We start from the raw sequence: 14,052 nt of genomic DNA, 5'->3' as shown, positions 1-14,052 counted from the left end.
ATTATGTTCATAAATAAATTCAACTTCTATTTCTCTATAATAAGAAGGGCTAAAATAACACTTCTATCCTTTCAAATAAAATTGAATCGTATTTTCATATATCGTTTCTGCAACCTTATCAACAGCTACGTTTTTTATAACACTAATTTCCTTTAATACCTCTTGAATCATTCTCGGATGTGTCATAACACCCTCTTGAAATTCCCACGGTCCATCTGTTTCTACCATTATATATTCAAGAGGATAATACGAAACAATTTTTCTAATCTTCTCCTTATGCAAAACATCCGGTGTAATAGAAATATAATAACCGTTCCTCATCATCCGTTCCATTGTTGTTTCACTTCCTTTAAACCAATGAAAGTGTGCACGCGAAACTTTATATTCTTCAAGTAAATCACATACAATGTCAGCATCTTCATACACTGCGTGTAATACAATTGGTAAATCATATTTACTAGCTAGTTCAACAAACCGTTGTAGCACTGATATATACGAAGTGATAGCAATATGCTCATCTTCTTTTCTTAAGTAATACGGTAATCCTACTTCACCAATCGCTACTATATCCTCTACATGATCCTCAATTAATTTATAAATTTTCTCACATTCTTCTTTATGAATCGGTTGCTCCGGATGAAAACCTACTGCTGGATGTACAAAGGAATATCGTTTTGCTAAAGATAAGATTTCTTTACTTGATTGATAATTCATAGATACCGCAATAAGCCCCTGTATCTCTTTACTATTTTCCACATCTTTCAGTAATCTACTTTTCTCTTCATCCTTATATTGGTCGACATGTATATGACTATCAATCCATTTCATCTTTATTCCCCCATAAAAAAACAAGAAAGGATCTCCCTTCTTGTTTTGTCATCTATATTATTTAACAATTAAGTTTGTTATGATATCAAATAATCCAATACATACTACGGCAACAGTAAAGTAGCTACAGAAATCTTTAATTGGAAACTTCACTACTTCTTCTTTACGCATCCCATTCTTCTCCCTTCTTACTATATCCCTAATTATTTTTATCTATTTGTACTTATTATGCAAAAAATATGACAAATTTACTATCGAATTAACTTACGTAAACCTTACAATGTTGTAAGGTTTATAAAAAGAGCCCCATCATACAGATGAGGGCTATTAAAAAGTAGTTGGTTTTTCATTCTTCATTCATATTACAAACAGAAAGTAATACAGTGAGACTTTCTAATTACACTATATGAAATTCACTATCTTTTAACCATCGAATTACATTACAGAAGACTTACATGTTTGTAAGCTATGTGTAATGTAATTCGATAGTTTCCCTCACCTACATCTCGTAAAATAAAGTTAGCAAGTAAGCCAAATAAGAAGAACATTCACATAACCAAATTACATTGCTAGTAGCTACTCTTCTTATATCTCTCACTCATGCTACTACAATGTACCCCCTTCCCCTTTATATAATAAAAAAAGCCTTAGTCCCTATGGACTAAGGCTTTTTTACGACCCTTAAAAATACCCCTACCTAGTATTTTCATTTTCGACAAAAAATAGGTAGGGGTATATTTCACTATCTCATCGATAAAAGTTTACTCTTCGCATTAATAGGAATATTTACAGCTTCAATTTCTTCAATCGACTCGCCGTAGCGTCCCTTCGCGTACACCTTTAACATTTCATCTCTCTTTAACATATGCTTAACAGTCTTCTTTATTTTTTGTTCTTTCCCACGTTCATCAAACGCAATAAATTCATATTCATACCACTCATCACCAACATGCTGACCAATTGTATTCACAACCGTATAGTATTCTTTCGTCTTATAAAACGGATTATATTTATCGATAACTGGGCCAAGTTTTGTAGGCAGTAACATTACTACTATCACTAGCATTGCTATTATAGTAGTGATCATTTTTTTCTTCATAATAAACATTCCTCCTCTGCAGGATATATATACATCCATTTTAAAAAGAAGGAATAAAATCTACTATTGAATCTCATTACATTACACTTACATTTTTGTAAGAATAAAAAAGGTGAACGAATTTATTCGTTCACCTTTTAGCTCGCTTTAAAGCCACCGCCAAGTACATCACGTACATCGTGGATAACGACGAAAGCATCTTCATCTACTCGGCTAATAACTTGCTTTAACTTAACAAGCTCTTGTTTATTAATAACAACATATAAAACTTCTTTATTTTTACCAGTATATCCGCCGCGTCCTTCTAATACAGTAACACCGCGTGTCATGTTTTTCGTAATAGCTTCACGTATTAAGTCTGGTTGATTTGAAATAATTGTAACAGCCGTTTTTGTATCCATTCCTTCTACAATGAAATCAATCACCTTCGCTCCGATGAATACTGCAACAAGTGTGTACATCGCTTTTTCTTGCCCTATTATAAATACAGAACCAGCAATTACAACGATATCAATAATAAGTACGCCTTTACCAACGCTCCAACCTAAATATTGATTTGCTAACTGTGCTAAAATTGCCGATCCCCCTGATGTACCTCCGGCTTTGAACATACAACCTAATCCGATCCCTACAAACAAACCTGCAAATAAAGCTGCTAATAGCGTATCACTATTTACATGATACTCAATATGCTCTGTAACATATAAAAACAAGGATGTTTCTACAATCCCTAAAATTGTATAAACCATCGTTTTTTTATCAAAAAACTTATAACCAATAGCTAGTAAAATTGCATTTATAGCAAAGTTCACAATCCCCGGCGACCAATCAAATAAATAGTACGTAACAACCGTTAAACCAATAATTCCACCTTCCGATAAACGGTTTGGAATTGCAAAGTAATTAATACCAATTGCGAATAATAATGAACCAATTGTAATTAGTGTTATTTCCTTTATACGTTGATTAACCATAGTTCATACCCTCCCCCCATTTGACATTGTATCACTATCTCCTAGAGGTTTAGAAGTTGTTTTTATTCCGCATTTTACCTCTTAAAAATCAAGATATTATGTTTAAACAAAGGGGTGATTAATTATTCATATTTGTTCTCACTGTACGTACAAATCGCTCCACATTCCCTCTCTGAATACACTTAGCTCTAACCGTTTCATGATTACAAGTAAGTTCAAAATACGGGCAGAAATCTATGCTATCTATATGCAAATATGAGTACTCTTTAAATGTTGAAGGATAGTAAGGAAATTTCCCGTAAAACAGGAGACGTCTAGTAGTGGCAACAAAAATCCCATGTTGATAACATAACGTGAAATTATCCTTCTCAAAGATCCCTATCACAAAGGCTACAATATTTTCGTCATTCTCTAAATACTTTTTCATACTTAATAAAAGTTCATTCATGCATGTCCCTCCAAATACTATTCTCGAAAAGAACCCATGGATTGTTACAAACCGGTTTAAGTCCTTTATAAAGTATGAAACGCGTTTCCTGTCAAAGATATTTCAAAAAAATAATCCGTTATGTACTTATACACATAACGGATTACAATTACACTGTAGATCGCTCCACAAGTTCATATGGAATTTCCACCTTTTCTTGTTTAGAGCTCTTGTCACTTATATGCCGGTAAAACATTTCAAAAGCTGTTTTCCCTATCTCCTTCAAATTTTGATCAATGGTTGTAAGTTGCAACACTTGCGAAATAGGTTGGTTATCTAAACCAATAATCGCTAAGTCCTTAGGAACTTGAATACCCAATTTCCCAACTTCCGTCATAACCCCAATCGCAACTTCATCTCCTGCTACTATTAACGCTTCAGGGAGATTCTGCATACCTTTTAACTTATGAGCGACTCTCACACCATCTTCTAATGTAAAACATTCTGTGAAAATCCATTCTTCATTCACTTCTTCATCTATAGATTGCAATTGCTGTTTATATACATCAAAACGCTTTTGACTACTCGGTCCTAGCTTTCTTCCCGTACAATAACCAATTTTTTTATAACCTTTTTCAATCAGGTGATTCATTCCTAGCTGGAAAGCTGCCGAATGATTTGTATATACACTTGAGATGTTTGAAATATCATTATCTTCACAAGCAATGATTGTGCCGTAAGAAGCATACGGTTCTATCATTTCCCAATCATTTGCACGTGAACAAATAATAAGACCATCCAATTGTTTCGTTTTTAACATATGTAAACTTTTCATTTCTTCTTTTTTATTATAATTCGTTTGGCAAAGTAGCACCCTGTAGTTATGAGTTAAAGCTCCCTCCATCATTCCCCCTACCATTGCATCGAAGCTCGGGTGATTAATGTAAGGGAGAATTACACCAACAATATTCGTCTTTCCTTTTGATAAATGAACAGCATTTGCGTTTTGTGAGTAATTCAACTTCTCAACTATCTCTATAACCGCTTTCCTTTTTTCTTCACTTACATACGGATGATCATTCAACACTCTCGAAACAGTCGTAACTGAAACTCCCGCCATCTTTGCAATATCTTTAATATTAGCCATACACTCACCTCTACTTTTAAATTAATAAATTCCATGAACATATGTCAAACCTTCTCATCATTACACCTTCATTCGTTTTTCTTACAAAAGTGTAATTTTCCTGTAAGCTAATTCGATAGTTACTCTCCACTATTTTTCATACAATTAAGTCAGAAACAAGGCAACAATTATTCGAAAAGGAGCGGATTTATATGATGGACCAAATGAAATCAAACAATTTTTTAAATACAATGGGCATGATATTTTCCACTCTTATCGATGCAAAAGCTGTTGCTTCTACATTAAACAAGTAAGGAGAATATGCGATGAATAACATTACTTTTAACAAATTAGATTTTTTAGGACTAGCTAGTGGCTCGATTCTTCTTACTGCTTTTATTTACGCCACTACGCTTGTATAACTTTTGTGTCCCCTTTCCCCTTTATTATAAATAGTAATAGAAAAGACGACCGTCTATGCCCGGTCGTCTTTTCTTATTTTTGATTTGATTGTAAAGCTTCCTTAAGCTCCTCAAACTTCTCATTTAATTGATCTGTCATCATTTTCATAGCTGTTTTTCGATCTATTTGTTCTTCAGCATCAATTTGAATTGGGTCTCCAAAAATTAATTGTGCTCTTTTTCCTTTTATTAATTCTTTTACACTTGAGGGACCAATATAAGCTGCCGGTATTAATGGAACGTTAGAACGCATCGCAATTGTCACAGCACCAGCTTTTAACGAAACGTCTTCTGTCGATCTCGTTCCACTCGGGAAAATCCCTACCACTTTTCCTTCTTTTAATAAGCGTGATGGAATTTTAAGTGTACTCGGTCCTGGATTTGCACGATCTACAGGGAATGCATTTACATTTTTAAAGAACCAATTTTTGAATTTCCCTTCAAATAATTCTTTTTTGGCCATGTAATGAATTTCCGTCGGGTACATCCCTGTAGCTAACATTAATACATCCATAAAACTTGTATGTGTACACGCAACAACATATGGGCCACCTTCTGGTAACTTTTCTCTTCCTTGCACTTCTACTTTCCCAGCTGTTTTAAATATATATTTCAACAAAAATGTAATTGGTTTATACATTTGTTTCGTTCCTTTCTGAACATCCGAAGTATAATCATATTCTTATAATAATTATAACACTAAGTTTTAGGAGTTGGTAATAAATTTAAGTATTAATTGTTACATTTCAATTCTTACAAAAGTGTAATTTTTTTGTAAGCTAATTCGATAGTTACTTCTTACAATATTTCATACAATTAAGTCAGAAAGAAACAAGTAAGGAGAATTCATTATGCAAAACATCACTTTTAACAAATTAGATCTTTTAGGATTAGCTAGCGGCTCCCTTCTTCTTACTGCTTTGATTTACGCTGCTACGCTTGTATAACTTTGTGTCCCCTTTCCCCTTTATATAGAAAAAGACGACCGTCTATGCCCGGTCGTCTTTTTAAATGTTTCTTTCTTTTAACTCTTTTAAAAGCTCTATCATTTCAGCTTGTTGTTTTATCTTCTTACGACCATTTCGATTAATTGCTGCAAGCTCACAAGCAACTCCGACGGCAAAGAAAAACAATAAACTTTCTAACATGTAAAATCCTCCAATTGCCTATTAAACAGCTTGACGTAATTGCTCTTCTTCTAAAATTCTCTTGTTGATATTTTCTTCTTTCCTCTGACAAACATTATTACGAATAAGTGCTGCAATAACAAGTAAAGTCCCTACAATATCAAACATTGTTATTTGATATCCTTGCATCATCATAATAACTAAGGTTGTAATTGGTACAAAATTAATAAATAAAATCCCATTAATGGACGATAAAATTTTCACACCATAGTTCCAAGCTAGTAACGCTACTATTCCTGGTAATGTCATCATAAATAATAAATCGTATTTCACAATAGAAATCGTTCCCATACTCGGAACTGAAACATATCCAAACGCCGTTATAATTATCGTTATAATTCCTGTAACAGTCGTACCGAACACACACGTCAACGTAGAATAACGTAATGTTGACCAATCGCTACACGTTTGACCACCCATCGTATAAATAACCCAGCCCACAACCCCAACAAATATACATGCTAGCGAAAACATGTTATCTTTCAATGTTAAAAAGAAACTCATATCACCTTTTGTAATAACAAATACAGCCCCTATAAAAGCGATAATCATGCTTGTTATCATATACTTTTTCGGTTTTACATGCTTATATCCCCATAGGATACAAATAGAAATCATCGGCATAAGTGCTTCCATAATGGAGGCTACCATCACACCTGATTTTCCCATTAACATTTGACCTAAAAATATAAGTACATTATATACAGTAAACGCCATCGTTCCGAAAAAGACGAGTAACTTTCCTCTTCCTTCTAAACGAAATGCCTGTTTCCCTTCTTTCATTAATAACAATATAATCAGCATTATCGTCACCGCTCCATAGCGAATAAGCGAAAAATAAAACGGATCTATGTATTCTAACGCATGATCAGCAACTGGAAACATCGCTCCCCATGACATACTTGCAATCAAACATGCTAAAGCTCCTATTATCATTTGACCTCTTCTCACCACAATCCCCCGCTTCTTTCTATTTGCACAAAGAGAATTGTAAAAGAAAAAATATATCACGTAAAATGATTCAAAATGATGTTAACTATCATTTATAATGATACTTAACATCAAGGAGGACAGTATTATGGAATTAAGAGACTTACAAATCTTCCAGAGCGTTGCCGACCAAGGTAGTGTAAGTAGCGCAGCAAAGGAATTAAATTACGTACAATCAAATGTAACTGCACGTATTAAACAACTAGAAAACGAGCTAAAAACACCGCTCTTTTATCGTCATAAGCGGGGCATGACTTTAACAGCTGAAGGAAGAAAAATGCTCGTTTATGTTAATAAAATTTTGCAAGATGTTGACGAGCTAAAACAAGTATTTTTAGATAGCGAAACACCCTCTGGCATATTAAAAATCGGTACTGTCGAAACAGTAAGTACATTACCTACCATTTTATCTTCTTACTATAAAAGCTATCCGAACGTCGCTTTGTCATTACAAGCAGGTTTAACAGAAGAATTAATTAGAGAAGTACTCGATCATCAATTAGATGGCGCTTTTATATCAGGACCAATAAAACATCCACTTATTGAACAATACGATGTTAGTACAGAAAAATTAATGCTTGTAACACAAAATAAAGCTTTTCATATAGAAGAATTTACAACAACGCCTCTACTCGTTTTTAATCAAGGATGTGGATACCGTTCCAAACTAGAACGATGGCTGAAAGATGAAGGTTTGCTACCAAAAAGAATTATGGAATTTAATATATTAGAGACCATATTAAACAGTGTCGCACTTGGCCTTGGAATTACGCTCGTGCCACAGTCTGCTGTCCATCATCTTTCTAAAGCAGGTAAAGTGCATTGCCATGCAATCCCTGAAAAATACGGTAGTATTTCAACGGTTTTCATACGCCGCAAAGATAGCTATATGACGAATTCAATGCGTAGCTTTTTAAAAACAATCGAAGAGCACCACCACATTAATATGCTTTAAAAGACATTCTTACACGAATGTCTTTTTTTCTTACAAAAGTGTAAGTCTTTCGTAAGCTAATTCGATAGTTGCCGGCGATCATATTTCCTATAATGAAGACATAAAGCAGGGCAACAACAATTCGAAAAGGAGCGGATACGCATGATGAACAAAATGAAATCAAACAAATTTTTAAATACAATAGGCATGGTGCTATCCGCACTTGTCGATGCAAAAGCTGTTGCAACTACATTAAACAAATAAGGAGAGGTTATAATGAACAACATTACATTTAACAAATCAGACTTTATCGGACTTGCAAGTGGAGCTACTCTTCTTACAGCTTTCATTTACACACTTGCTCAAGGTCTTGTTTAATACTTTGTTTCCCCAAACCCCTTTATATATAGAAAAAGCTGCTTGTCTTATAGACAAGCAGCTTTTTAGTTTGTCCCGCTTTAATGGGCAGTAAGACCCCCCACCTCAAAATTCAGCGAAAGCAAAGAAGTTAGGTGGGGGTCGGGCTGCCCATAAAAGTCCGATTGGTGAGGGCTGATAATCAGTGGGGGATGAAGACCCCCCACTGATTAAAGTTTCACTTTATTTCATATATAATTTGACCTGTTTTCGTCATATCGTATCCACCGATCGCTTTTAGTTCATTATGAAATTCTTCCGATTGCAGAATGTCTTTTACAACTTCGATCAACTCTTCATTTTCTTTATTCTTCAAAATCACTAAATCATACTGCTCTTTCATGATTGGAATAAAGTCTACATTTACAATTTGCGAAAACTTTTCTGATCCTACTCCCACATCAGCTTTCCCATTCGCGACTTGCGTAGCAACACCAAGATGATTCGATTCTTCCCATTCATATCCACTAATATGTTCCTTATTTAACTTTTGAATGCGCAATTGTTCATCAACTAACACCCTAATACCAGAACCTTTTTCTCGATTTACAAATCGTATAGATGATTGAGATAAATCAGCCCATGTTTTTATATTTTTTGGATTTCCCTTTTGCACATAAAACCCAACGTTCCTCGATAGCAAATTAATCATAGTACATGGTTGTCCAACTAAAATACGTTTTACGTAAGGAACATTATATGTACCCGTTTCGCCATCAAACAAATGCAAACTAACGATACTTCCTTCTCCTTGATACATTTTTACTAAACTCGTTAAACTACCTTGATATGCCCGTAATATATTTGAACTTGGTAGACGATTTTCTATACGCTTCGCCAACATATCTAACGTTAGTTCTTGTCCGCTAATAATACATGTATTCGAGATACTATTACTGTCATTCTTTACAGGAGTAACTTGTACCTTACCTGTTTTCATTTGCTTAATATATTGTTCTAAATCTGCTGCATCAATGCGCATCTGTCTACCAACTCTATAAGAAGGAAGTTCTCCTTTTTTAATCAAGTCGTATACAGTTAGTTTTGATACTTTTAATCGCTTTGCTACTTCTTCCGTTGTGTAGGAATGATGATCCATAGACGATTCCTCACTTTCTTTCTTCATTGTAACAAAGAAAAGAATATTTCTCCTATATTTTAAAAACAACTACATCGTTCAAATTATATTCAATTATAACTAGTTATATTTAGTTATAATTAGTTATAATTAATTATGTAAAAACGAAAGGGGATTTTTTATGAATAAGTTTACATTACGATCCATCGGGGCACTTATCCTTTCTTTTCTTCTTATATTTAGTGTTGCATGTACAAGCGGAGATAAGAAAGAGAAATCAACTGCTACAGAAGGAAAAACAGTTGAACTTACTATATCAGCAGCTGCAAGCTTACAAGATGCGCTAAAAGAAATTGAAACAAAATATAAAGAAAAAGAACCTAATATTAAACTTTCTTTTAACTTCGGCGCTTCTGGTGCACTTCAACAACAAATCGAACAAGGTGCACCTGCTGATTTATTCTTCTCAGCAGCCGAAGATAAATTCCAAACTCTTGTTAAAAAAGGATTCATTAATGAAAAGGAAGGGAAAAATCTTCTTGGAAATGAGCTCGTTCTAGTCGTCCCAAAAGGTAGTTCTCTTACAAAAATTCAAGATTTAAAAGATGAAAAAATAAAAAAAATCGCACTTGGTACACCTGAATCTGTACCTGCGGGAAAATACGCAAAAGCTTCTCTCACACATGAAAATCTTTGGAATGACGTTCAAAATAAAGTCATATTTACAAAAGATGTGCGCCAAGTGTTAACATATGTAGAAACAGGTAATGTTGATGCTGGTATTGTATACAAAACAGATGCTCTTATTTCAGATAAAGTAAAAATCGGCGAAACAGCAGCAACTACTTCTCATGAGCCAATCCACTATCCTTTAGGCGTTATAAAAGAATCGAAGCATAAGAAAGAGGCGACTTCATTTTATGAGTATTTGCAGTCAAAAGATGCACAATCTATCTTTAAGAAATATGGATTTACAGTCCTACCATAATTACCATGAGCTTTGATATTATTTTGTCACCAATCTTTCTATCTTTACGAGTAGCTGCATGTGCCACCATTATTGTTACAATTTTAGGGACGATTATCGGCCGAGCGTTAGCACGCTCCTCATGGAGATATAAAGTGATATTAGAAACGATTTTCTTATTACCAATGGTACTTCCGCCAACTGTAATCGGCTTTTTTCTCATTATCATTTTTGGAAATAACAGTCCCATTGGAATGTGGATAGAATCAATATTTCAGCAGTCTATTATGTTCACATCTACTGCTGCTATCATTGCTTCTACAGTTGTTGCATTTCCGCTTATGTACCAATCAGCAAAAACAGGATTTTCTATCGCGAATGTACAAATTGAAGAAAGCGCTCGTGACCTTGGTGCAAGTGAATATCAAGTTTTTCTACACGTCACACTTCCGCTTGCATTTCCTGCTTTACTAAGTGGAATGATTTTGAGCTTTGTTCGTGCACTCGGTGAGTTTGGTGCTACACTCATGTTTGCTGGGAACATTCCTGGTAAAACACAGACTATCCCAACTGCTATTTACATGGCGATTGATGCAAGTAATATGCAACTCGCCTGGACACTTGTAGTTATCACTATTAGTATGTCACTCCTATTTTTGCTATGTATTCAGCTTATTAATAAAAGAATTACTAACTCTTAAGGCAGCTTTTTTTGAAGCTGCTTTTTTTATTTCTTAGGAAATAAAAATATACCGTTGGGAAATAACTGAATTTTACCTTTTATTTAAATATACATTCTATTTGAATTTACTTTCTAAAATAGGCAATTTCCTGTTATTATATGGAGGTGTTTCAAAAATTGAAGAAATGAAAACGCATTTATATCGTGAATTCTTCATTCTGTTTTAGCGATCGGTAATCTTCTACTCTATTAGTGGGGCATTACCGATCGTTAGAACGATATGTAATTATATTGGTATAGCAAACCGAAGGGAGTCTTGTAATGGACATTTTATTAGCGCTTCTTCCTGCAATTGCATGGGGAAACATCTTATTAGTAAGCGTAAAAATGGGCGGTGGTGCATATAGCCAAACGGTAGGTATGACAATCGGTGCTCTATTCTTCGCAACAATTATGTATGTATTTACTCAACCAGCTTTAACAATGACAATCTTGATTGTTGGTTTTATTTCAGGTTTATTCTGGGCTTTAGGACAAGTAAACCAATTAAAAACAGTTGAAAAGTTAGGTGTTTCTACTACTGTAACGATTTCTACTGGTATGCAACTTGTTGCAACTTCTATCTTTGGAGTTATCGCTTTCCGTGAGTGGACTACTACAACAACGATCATTCTGGGAACGATTGCAATCCTATTAATCGTAGTTGGTGTTGTATTCACATCATTAGATGATAAAGAAAATGCTCAGCCACCAGGACAATTGAAAAAAGGACTTCTTACTTTAATTGTTTCTACTTTCGGCTACCTTGTATATGTAATTATTATTCGTTGGTATAATATCGATGGTTGGTCTGCTATTTTACCACAAGCAGTTGGTATGTTTGTTGGTGCGGTTGTACTGACATCTAAACATAAACCATTTAACAAATATGCAATCCGTAACGCTTTATCTGGTTTACTATGGGGAACTGGAAACTTATTCTTACTTCTTTCATTACCACGTGTCGGAGTAGCAACAAGCTTCCCATTATCTCAAACTGGAATCGTTATCTCAACATTTGGTGCGATTGTCTTCTTAGGCGAAAAGAAAACGAAACGTCAATTGATCTTTATTGCACTAGGTAGTGTTTTAATTATCGGCGGCGCTGTATTACTTGGTATGACAAAAGCATAAACTTATAATCTATTAGTAAACCCCTGAGGCACATATGCTTCAGGGGTTTTTTAATTCTAATTATTTTCTAGATATAATTATTTGTATGTTTTTGTCCCTTATAATTATTCTTCCACTCTAGCAAACCCGCTACACATATAAAGAGATTAATAACAGCTAATATTAGCATAATGTATAACCCAGTGGAAATATAAATTGAAATACTAACTACATTATATAAAATCCATAAATGCCAGTTTTCTAAGATTTTTCGACTTAACATAAATTGAGCTACTAATCCTAGTACAGCATTTAAAGCGTCTAAATATGGACTTGTTGATTCTAAGTAATGGACTTGATAATACCCCCAATCAATCCATGCAACTAAAATAAAGATTATATAAAAAATCCAACCTTTCAAATCTAAACGAACTGTTGCTTTTACCTCTTCCTCCCCACTACGTGCAATCCAATGATACCAACCATATACATTAAATATAAATTGAAAGGCTGCCAATACTGCCATTGCATATAAACCTTGTGTAATAAAAATATATAGAAATACCGCAACGGTAATCATACCGAATAAAAAATTGGATACTTTTTCTCTTGCTAATAGCCAAACATTAATAATTCCCATGACCGATGCAAAGATTTCAATATAGCTCGATTGAATATACAATCCAACCAATACACAAATAATACTAGTAATGAGTAAAAAGAGCGGACTTCTAATCATAATCATCTCTCCCCAGATGTGTAATAAATTCCCTATCACCAGTATAAGGAATCACTCTCCCTTTCACCATTAATTTCCTACTTTTCATTATCTACTCCATCTACAATAAGCCTTTTCTTTTTACAAAATTCTCTTAAAAATGGTATCGTTTTTTATAACATATCTCCACTAGAAAGGAATAGAGGATATGCTAACTAAACATCGAATTCTATTTATTGGTGCTGGTCGTATGGCAGAAGCTATATTTTCCGGATTACTTAAAACAAGCAAAGAATACATCGAAGAGATTATCATTTCTAACCGAAGTAACATAGAAAAGCTAGATCAATTACGAGCGCGATATAATGTGTCTACTACAACAGATTGGAAGCAACATGTTACATCTGTTGATACGATTGTTTTAGCAATGCCGCCTTCTGCACATGAAGAATTATTAGCAGAGTTATCTCCGTTACTATCGAATCAACTTGTCGTAACGGTAGCTGCCGGCATCGGCCCATCTTATTTAGAAGAAAGACTTCCCGAGGGAACGCCTGTTGCTTGGATTATGCCAAATACAGCTGCTGAAATTGGAAAGTCTATCTCCTTATACACGATGGGACAATTCGTAAACGAGACTGATCAAGAAACCCTGCAATTGCTTTTAGGGGGCATTGGTACTTCGCAACTTTGTACCGAGGAAGAAGTTCATCAACTTACTGCAGTTACTGGAAGTGCACCAGCCTTCCTTTATTACTTTGCTGAAAGTTTAATTGAAGCAACAAAAAGTTATGGAGTCGATGAAGCAACCGCCAAACACCTTGTCATTCAAATGATTTCTGGCTCTGCTTCTATGCTTGAACAAACACAAGATCCAGCTAACCTCCGTGAACAAGTAACAACGCCAGGTGGTTCCACAGCTGAAGGTCTCAAAGCTTTATATGAATATAATTTTTCAGAGGCAATTCAAAAAGCAGTAGAAGCAACAAACAAAAAATCTAGGGGGAAATAA

At 34.5% G+C, this 14,052-nt stretch carries 18 protein-coding genes; 8 read left to right on the top strand and 10 right to left on the bottom strand.

Annotated features, from left to right (window positions below; all coding sequences use genetic code 11):
- Nucleotides 1-63 precede the first annotated feature (63 nt).
- The 5 genes from ACVWY7_RS23030 to ACVWY7_RS23010 all read right to left on the bottom strand — a co-directional run bounded on the left by ACVWY7_RS23030 (nt 64) and on the right by ACVWY7_RS23010 (nt 4,475).
- Nucleotides 64-828, bottom strand: coding sequence for a TatD family hydrolase (locus ACVWY7_RS23030; RefSeq protein WP_073526490.1), 765 nt, complete (start codon nt 826-828; stop codon nt 64-66).
- Between the two features lie 742 nt (nt 829-1,570).
- A complete protein-coding gene (locus ACVWY7_RS23025) occupies nt 1,571-1,927 on the bottom strand; it encodes a YxeA family protein (RefSeq protein ID WP_000728434.1) in 357 nt (118 codons plus the stop codon).
- Between the two features lie 137 nt (nt 1,928-2,064).
- The gene (locus tag ACVWY7_RS23020; protein ID WP_000248042.1) at nt 2,065-2,901 is read right to left on the bottom strand and encodes a YitT family protein; all 837 of its coding nucleotides are present in this window, start codon (nt 2,899-2,901) and stop codon (nt 2,065-2,067) included.
- A 118-nt stretch (nt 2,902-3,019) separates the two neighbouring features.
- Entirely contained in the window at nt 3,020-3,349 is a 330-nt protein-coding gene (locus ACVWY7_RS23015) for a PH domain-containing protein (RefSeq protein ID WP_456523992.1), read from the bottom strand.
- 148 nt (nt 3,350-3,497) lie between these two features.
- Nucleotides 3,498-4,475: a LacI family DNA-binding transcriptional regulator gene (locus ACVWY7_RS23010; RefSeq protein WP_001273913.1), complete on the bottom strand. Its 978-nt coding sequence runs from the start codon at nt 4,473-4,475 to the stop codon at nt 3,498-3,500.
- A gap of 305 nt (nt 4,476-4,780) precedes the next feature.
- Between ACVWY7_RS23010 and ACVWY7_RS23005 the strand changes: the two genes are divergently transcribed.
- Nucleotides 4,781-4,876 carry a DUF3948 family protein gene (locus ACVWY7_RS23005; RefSeq protein ID WP_001060001.1) on the top strand — a complete coding sequence of 32 codons (96 nt, stop codon included), beginning with the start codon at nt 4,781-4,783 and terminating at the stop codon, nt 4,874-4,876.
- Nucleotides 4,877-4,949: 73 nt separating this feature from the next.
- Here ACVWY7_RS23005 and ACVWY7_RS23000 read toward each other — a convergent pair whose 3' ends face one another.
- Nucleotides 4,950-5,555 (bottom strand): lysophospholipid acyltransferase family protein, encoded by a 606-nt coding sequence (locus ACVWY7_RS23000; RefSeq protein WP_000277772.1) that lies wholly within the window; start codon nt 5,553-5,555, stop codon nt 4,950-4,952.
- 211 nt (nt 5,556-5,766) lie between these two features.
- Here ACVWY7_RS23000 and ACVWY7_RS22995 point away from each other — a divergent pair, with 211 nt between their 5' ends.
- On the top strand, nt 5,767-5,862 hold the full coding sequence (locus tag ACVWY7_RS22995) for a DUF3948 family protein (protein ID WP_001179705.1): 96 nt from the start codon (nt 5,767-5,769) through the stop codon (nt 5,860-5,862).
- A gap of 60 nt (nt 5,863-5,922) precedes the next feature.
- On the opposite strand, the gene ACVWY7_RS22990 is transcribed toward ACVWY7_RS22995, so the two are convergent.
- Both ACVWY7_RS22990 and ACVWY7_RS22985 read right to left on the bottom strand, forming a co-directional pair.
- A complete protein-coding gene (locus tag ACVWY7_RS22990) occupies nt 5,923-6,063 on the bottom strand; it encodes a YrzO family protein (protein WP_000894066.1) in 141 nt (46 codons plus the stop codon).
- A 21-nt stretch (nt 6,064-6,084) separates the two neighbouring features.
- A complete protein-coding gene (locus ACVWY7_RS22985; RefSeq protein ID WP_033682590.1) occupies nt 6,085-7,053 on the bottom strand; it encodes a DMT family transporter in 969 nt (322 codons plus the stop codon).
- A gap of 127 nt (nt 7,054-7,180) precedes the next feature.
- Here ACVWY7_RS22985 and ACVWY7_RS22980 point away from each other — a divergent pair, with 127 nt between their 5' ends.
- Together ACVWY7_RS22980 and ACVWY7_RS22975 are read left to right on the top strand one after the other, a co-directional pair.
- Complete coding sequence (locus ACVWY7_RS22980) at nt 7,181-8,047, top strand: LysR family transcriptional regulator (RefSeq protein ID WP_000423052.1); 867 nt, start codon at nt 7,181-7,183, stop codon at nt 8,045-8,047.
- A 255-nt stretch (nt 8,048-8,302) separates the two neighbouring features.
- Nucleotides 8,303-8,404 (top strand): DUF3948 family protein, encoded by a 102-nt coding sequence (locus ACVWY7_RS22975; protein ID WP_001060018.1) that lies wholly within the window; start codon nt 8,303-8,305, stop codon nt 8,402-8,404.
- Nucleotides 8,405-8,621: 217 nt separating this feature from the next.
- On the opposite strand, the gene ACVWY7_RS22970 is transcribed toward ACVWY7_RS22975, so the two are convergent.
- Nucleotides 8,622-9,569 (bottom strand): substrate-binding domain-containing protein, encoded by a 948-nt coding sequence (locus ACVWY7_RS22970; RefSeq protein ID WP_000712215.1) that lies wholly within the window; start codon nt 9,567-9,569, stop codon nt 8,622-8,624.
- Nucleotides 9,570-9,702: 133 nt separating this feature from the next.
- On the opposite strand from ACVWY7_RS22970, the gene modA reads away from it, so the two are divergent.
- From modA to ACVWY7_RS22955, 3 genes are all read left to right on the top strand, one after another.
- On the top strand, nt 9,703-10,509 hold the full coding sequence (gene modA, locus ACVWY7_RS22965; protein WP_001032250.1) for a molybdate ABC transporter substrate-binding protein: 807 nt from the start codon (nt 9,703-9,705) through the stop codon (nt 10,507-10,509).
- A 5-nt stretch (nt 10,510-10,514) separates the two neighbouring features.
- On the top strand, nt 10,515-11,189 hold the full coding sequence (gene modB, locus ACVWY7_RS22960; protein ID WP_000006842.1) for a molybdate ABC transporter permease subunit: 675 nt from the start codon (nt 10,515-10,517) through the stop codon (nt 11,187-11,189).
- A gap of 302 nt (nt 11,190-11,491) precedes the next feature.
- Nucleotides 11,492-12,343 carry a GRP family sugar transporter gene (locus ACVWY7_RS22955; protein ID WP_000353544.1) on the top strand — a complete coding sequence of 284 codons (852 nt, stop codon included), beginning with the start codon at nt 11,492-11,494 and terminating at the stop codon, nt 12,341-12,343.
- A 67-nt stretch (nt 12,344-12,410) separates the two neighbouring features.
- On the opposite strand, the gene pnuC is transcribed toward ACVWY7_RS22955, so the two are convergent.
- Entirely contained in the window at nt 12,411-13,061 is a 651-nt protein-coding gene (gene pnuC, locus ACVWY7_RS22950; RefSeq protein ID WP_000621359.1) for a nicotinamide riboside transporter PnuC, read from the bottom strand.
- A 187-nt stretch (nt 13,062-13,248) separates the two neighbouring features.
- Between pnuC and proC the strand changes: the two genes are divergently transcribed.
- Nucleotides 13,249-14,052 (top strand): pyrroline-5-carboxylate reductase, encoded by an 804-nt coding sequence (gene proC / locus ACVWY7_RS22945; protein WP_000956235.1) that lies wholly within the window; start codon nt 13,249-13,251, stop codon nt 14,050-14,052.

This window comes from Bacillus sp. TE9106W (assembly GCF_054062215.1).
The sequence above is the reverse complement of the archived record's forward strand: the minus strand, read 5'-3'. Positions and strand labels throughout refer to the sequence as shown.

Bases quoted from the DNA above. Each gene is read 5' to 3' on its own strand.
- ACVWY7_RS23030 (WP_073526490.1), bottom strand. From the start codon at position 828: ATGAAATGGATTGATAGTCATATACATGTCGACCAATATAAGGATGAA.
- ACVWY7_RS23025 (WP_000728434.1), bottom strand. From the start codon at position 1,927: ATGAAGAAAAAAATGATCACTACTATAATAGCAATGCTAGTGATAGTA.
- ACVWY7_RS23020 (WP_000248042.1), bottom strand. From the start codon at position 2,901: ATGGTTAATCAACGTATAAAGGAAATAACACTAATTACAATTGGTTCA.
- ACVWY7_RS23015 (WP_456523992.1), bottom strand. From the start codon at position 3,349: ATGAATGAACTTTTATTAAGTATGAAAAAGTATTTAGAGAATGACGAA.
- ACVWY7_RS23010 (WP_001273913.1), bottom strand. From the start codon at position 4,475: ATGGCTAATATTAAAGATATTGCAAAGATGGCGGGAGTTTCAGTTACG.
- ACVWY7_RS23005 (WP_001060001.1), top strand. From the start codon at position 4,781: ATGAATAACATTACTTTTAACAAATTAGATTTTTTAGGACTAGCTAGT.
- ACVWY7_RS23000 (WP_000277772.1), bottom strand. From the start codon at position 5,555: ATGTATAAACCAATTACATTTTTGTTGAAATATATATTTAAAACAGCT.
- ACVWY7_RS22995 (WP_001179705.1), top strand. From the start codon at position 5,767: ATGCAAAACATCACTTTTAACAAATTAGATCTTTTAGGATTAGCTAGC.
- ACVWY7_RS22990 (WP_000894066.1), bottom strand. From the start codon at position 6,063: ATGTTAGAAAGTTTATTGTTTTTCTTTGCCGTCGGAGTTGCTTGTGAG.
- ACVWY7_RS22980 (WP_000423052.1), top strand. From the start codon at position 7,181: ATGGAATTAAGAGACTTACAAATCTTCCAGAGCGTTGCCGACCAAGGT.
- ACVWY7_RS22975 (WP_001060018.1), top strand. From the start codon at position 8,303: ATGAACAACATTACATTTAACAAATCAGACTTTATCGGACTTGCAAGT.
- ACVWY7_RS22970 (WP_000712215.1), bottom strand. From the start codon at position 9,569: ATGAAGAAAGAAAGTGAGGAATCGTCTATGGATCATCATTCCTACACA.
- modA (WP_001032250.1), top strand. From the start codon at position 9,703: ATGAATAAGTTTACATTACGATCCATCGGGGCACTTATCCTTTCTTTT.
- modB (WP_000006842.1), top strand. From the start codon at position 10,515: ATGAGCTTTGATATTATTTTGTCACCAATCTTTCTATCTTTACGAGTA.
- ACVWY7_RS22955 (WP_000353544.1), top strand. From the start codon at position 11,492: ATGGACATTTTATTAGCGCTTCTTCCTGCAATTGCATGGGGAAACATC.
- pnuC (WP_000621359.1), bottom strand. From the start codon at position 13,061: ATGATTAGAAGTCCGCTCTTTTTACTCATTACTAGTATTATTTGTGTA.
- proC (WP_000956235.1), top strand. From the start codon at position 13,249: ATGCTAACTAAACATCGAATTCTATTTATTGGTGCTGGTCGTATGGCA.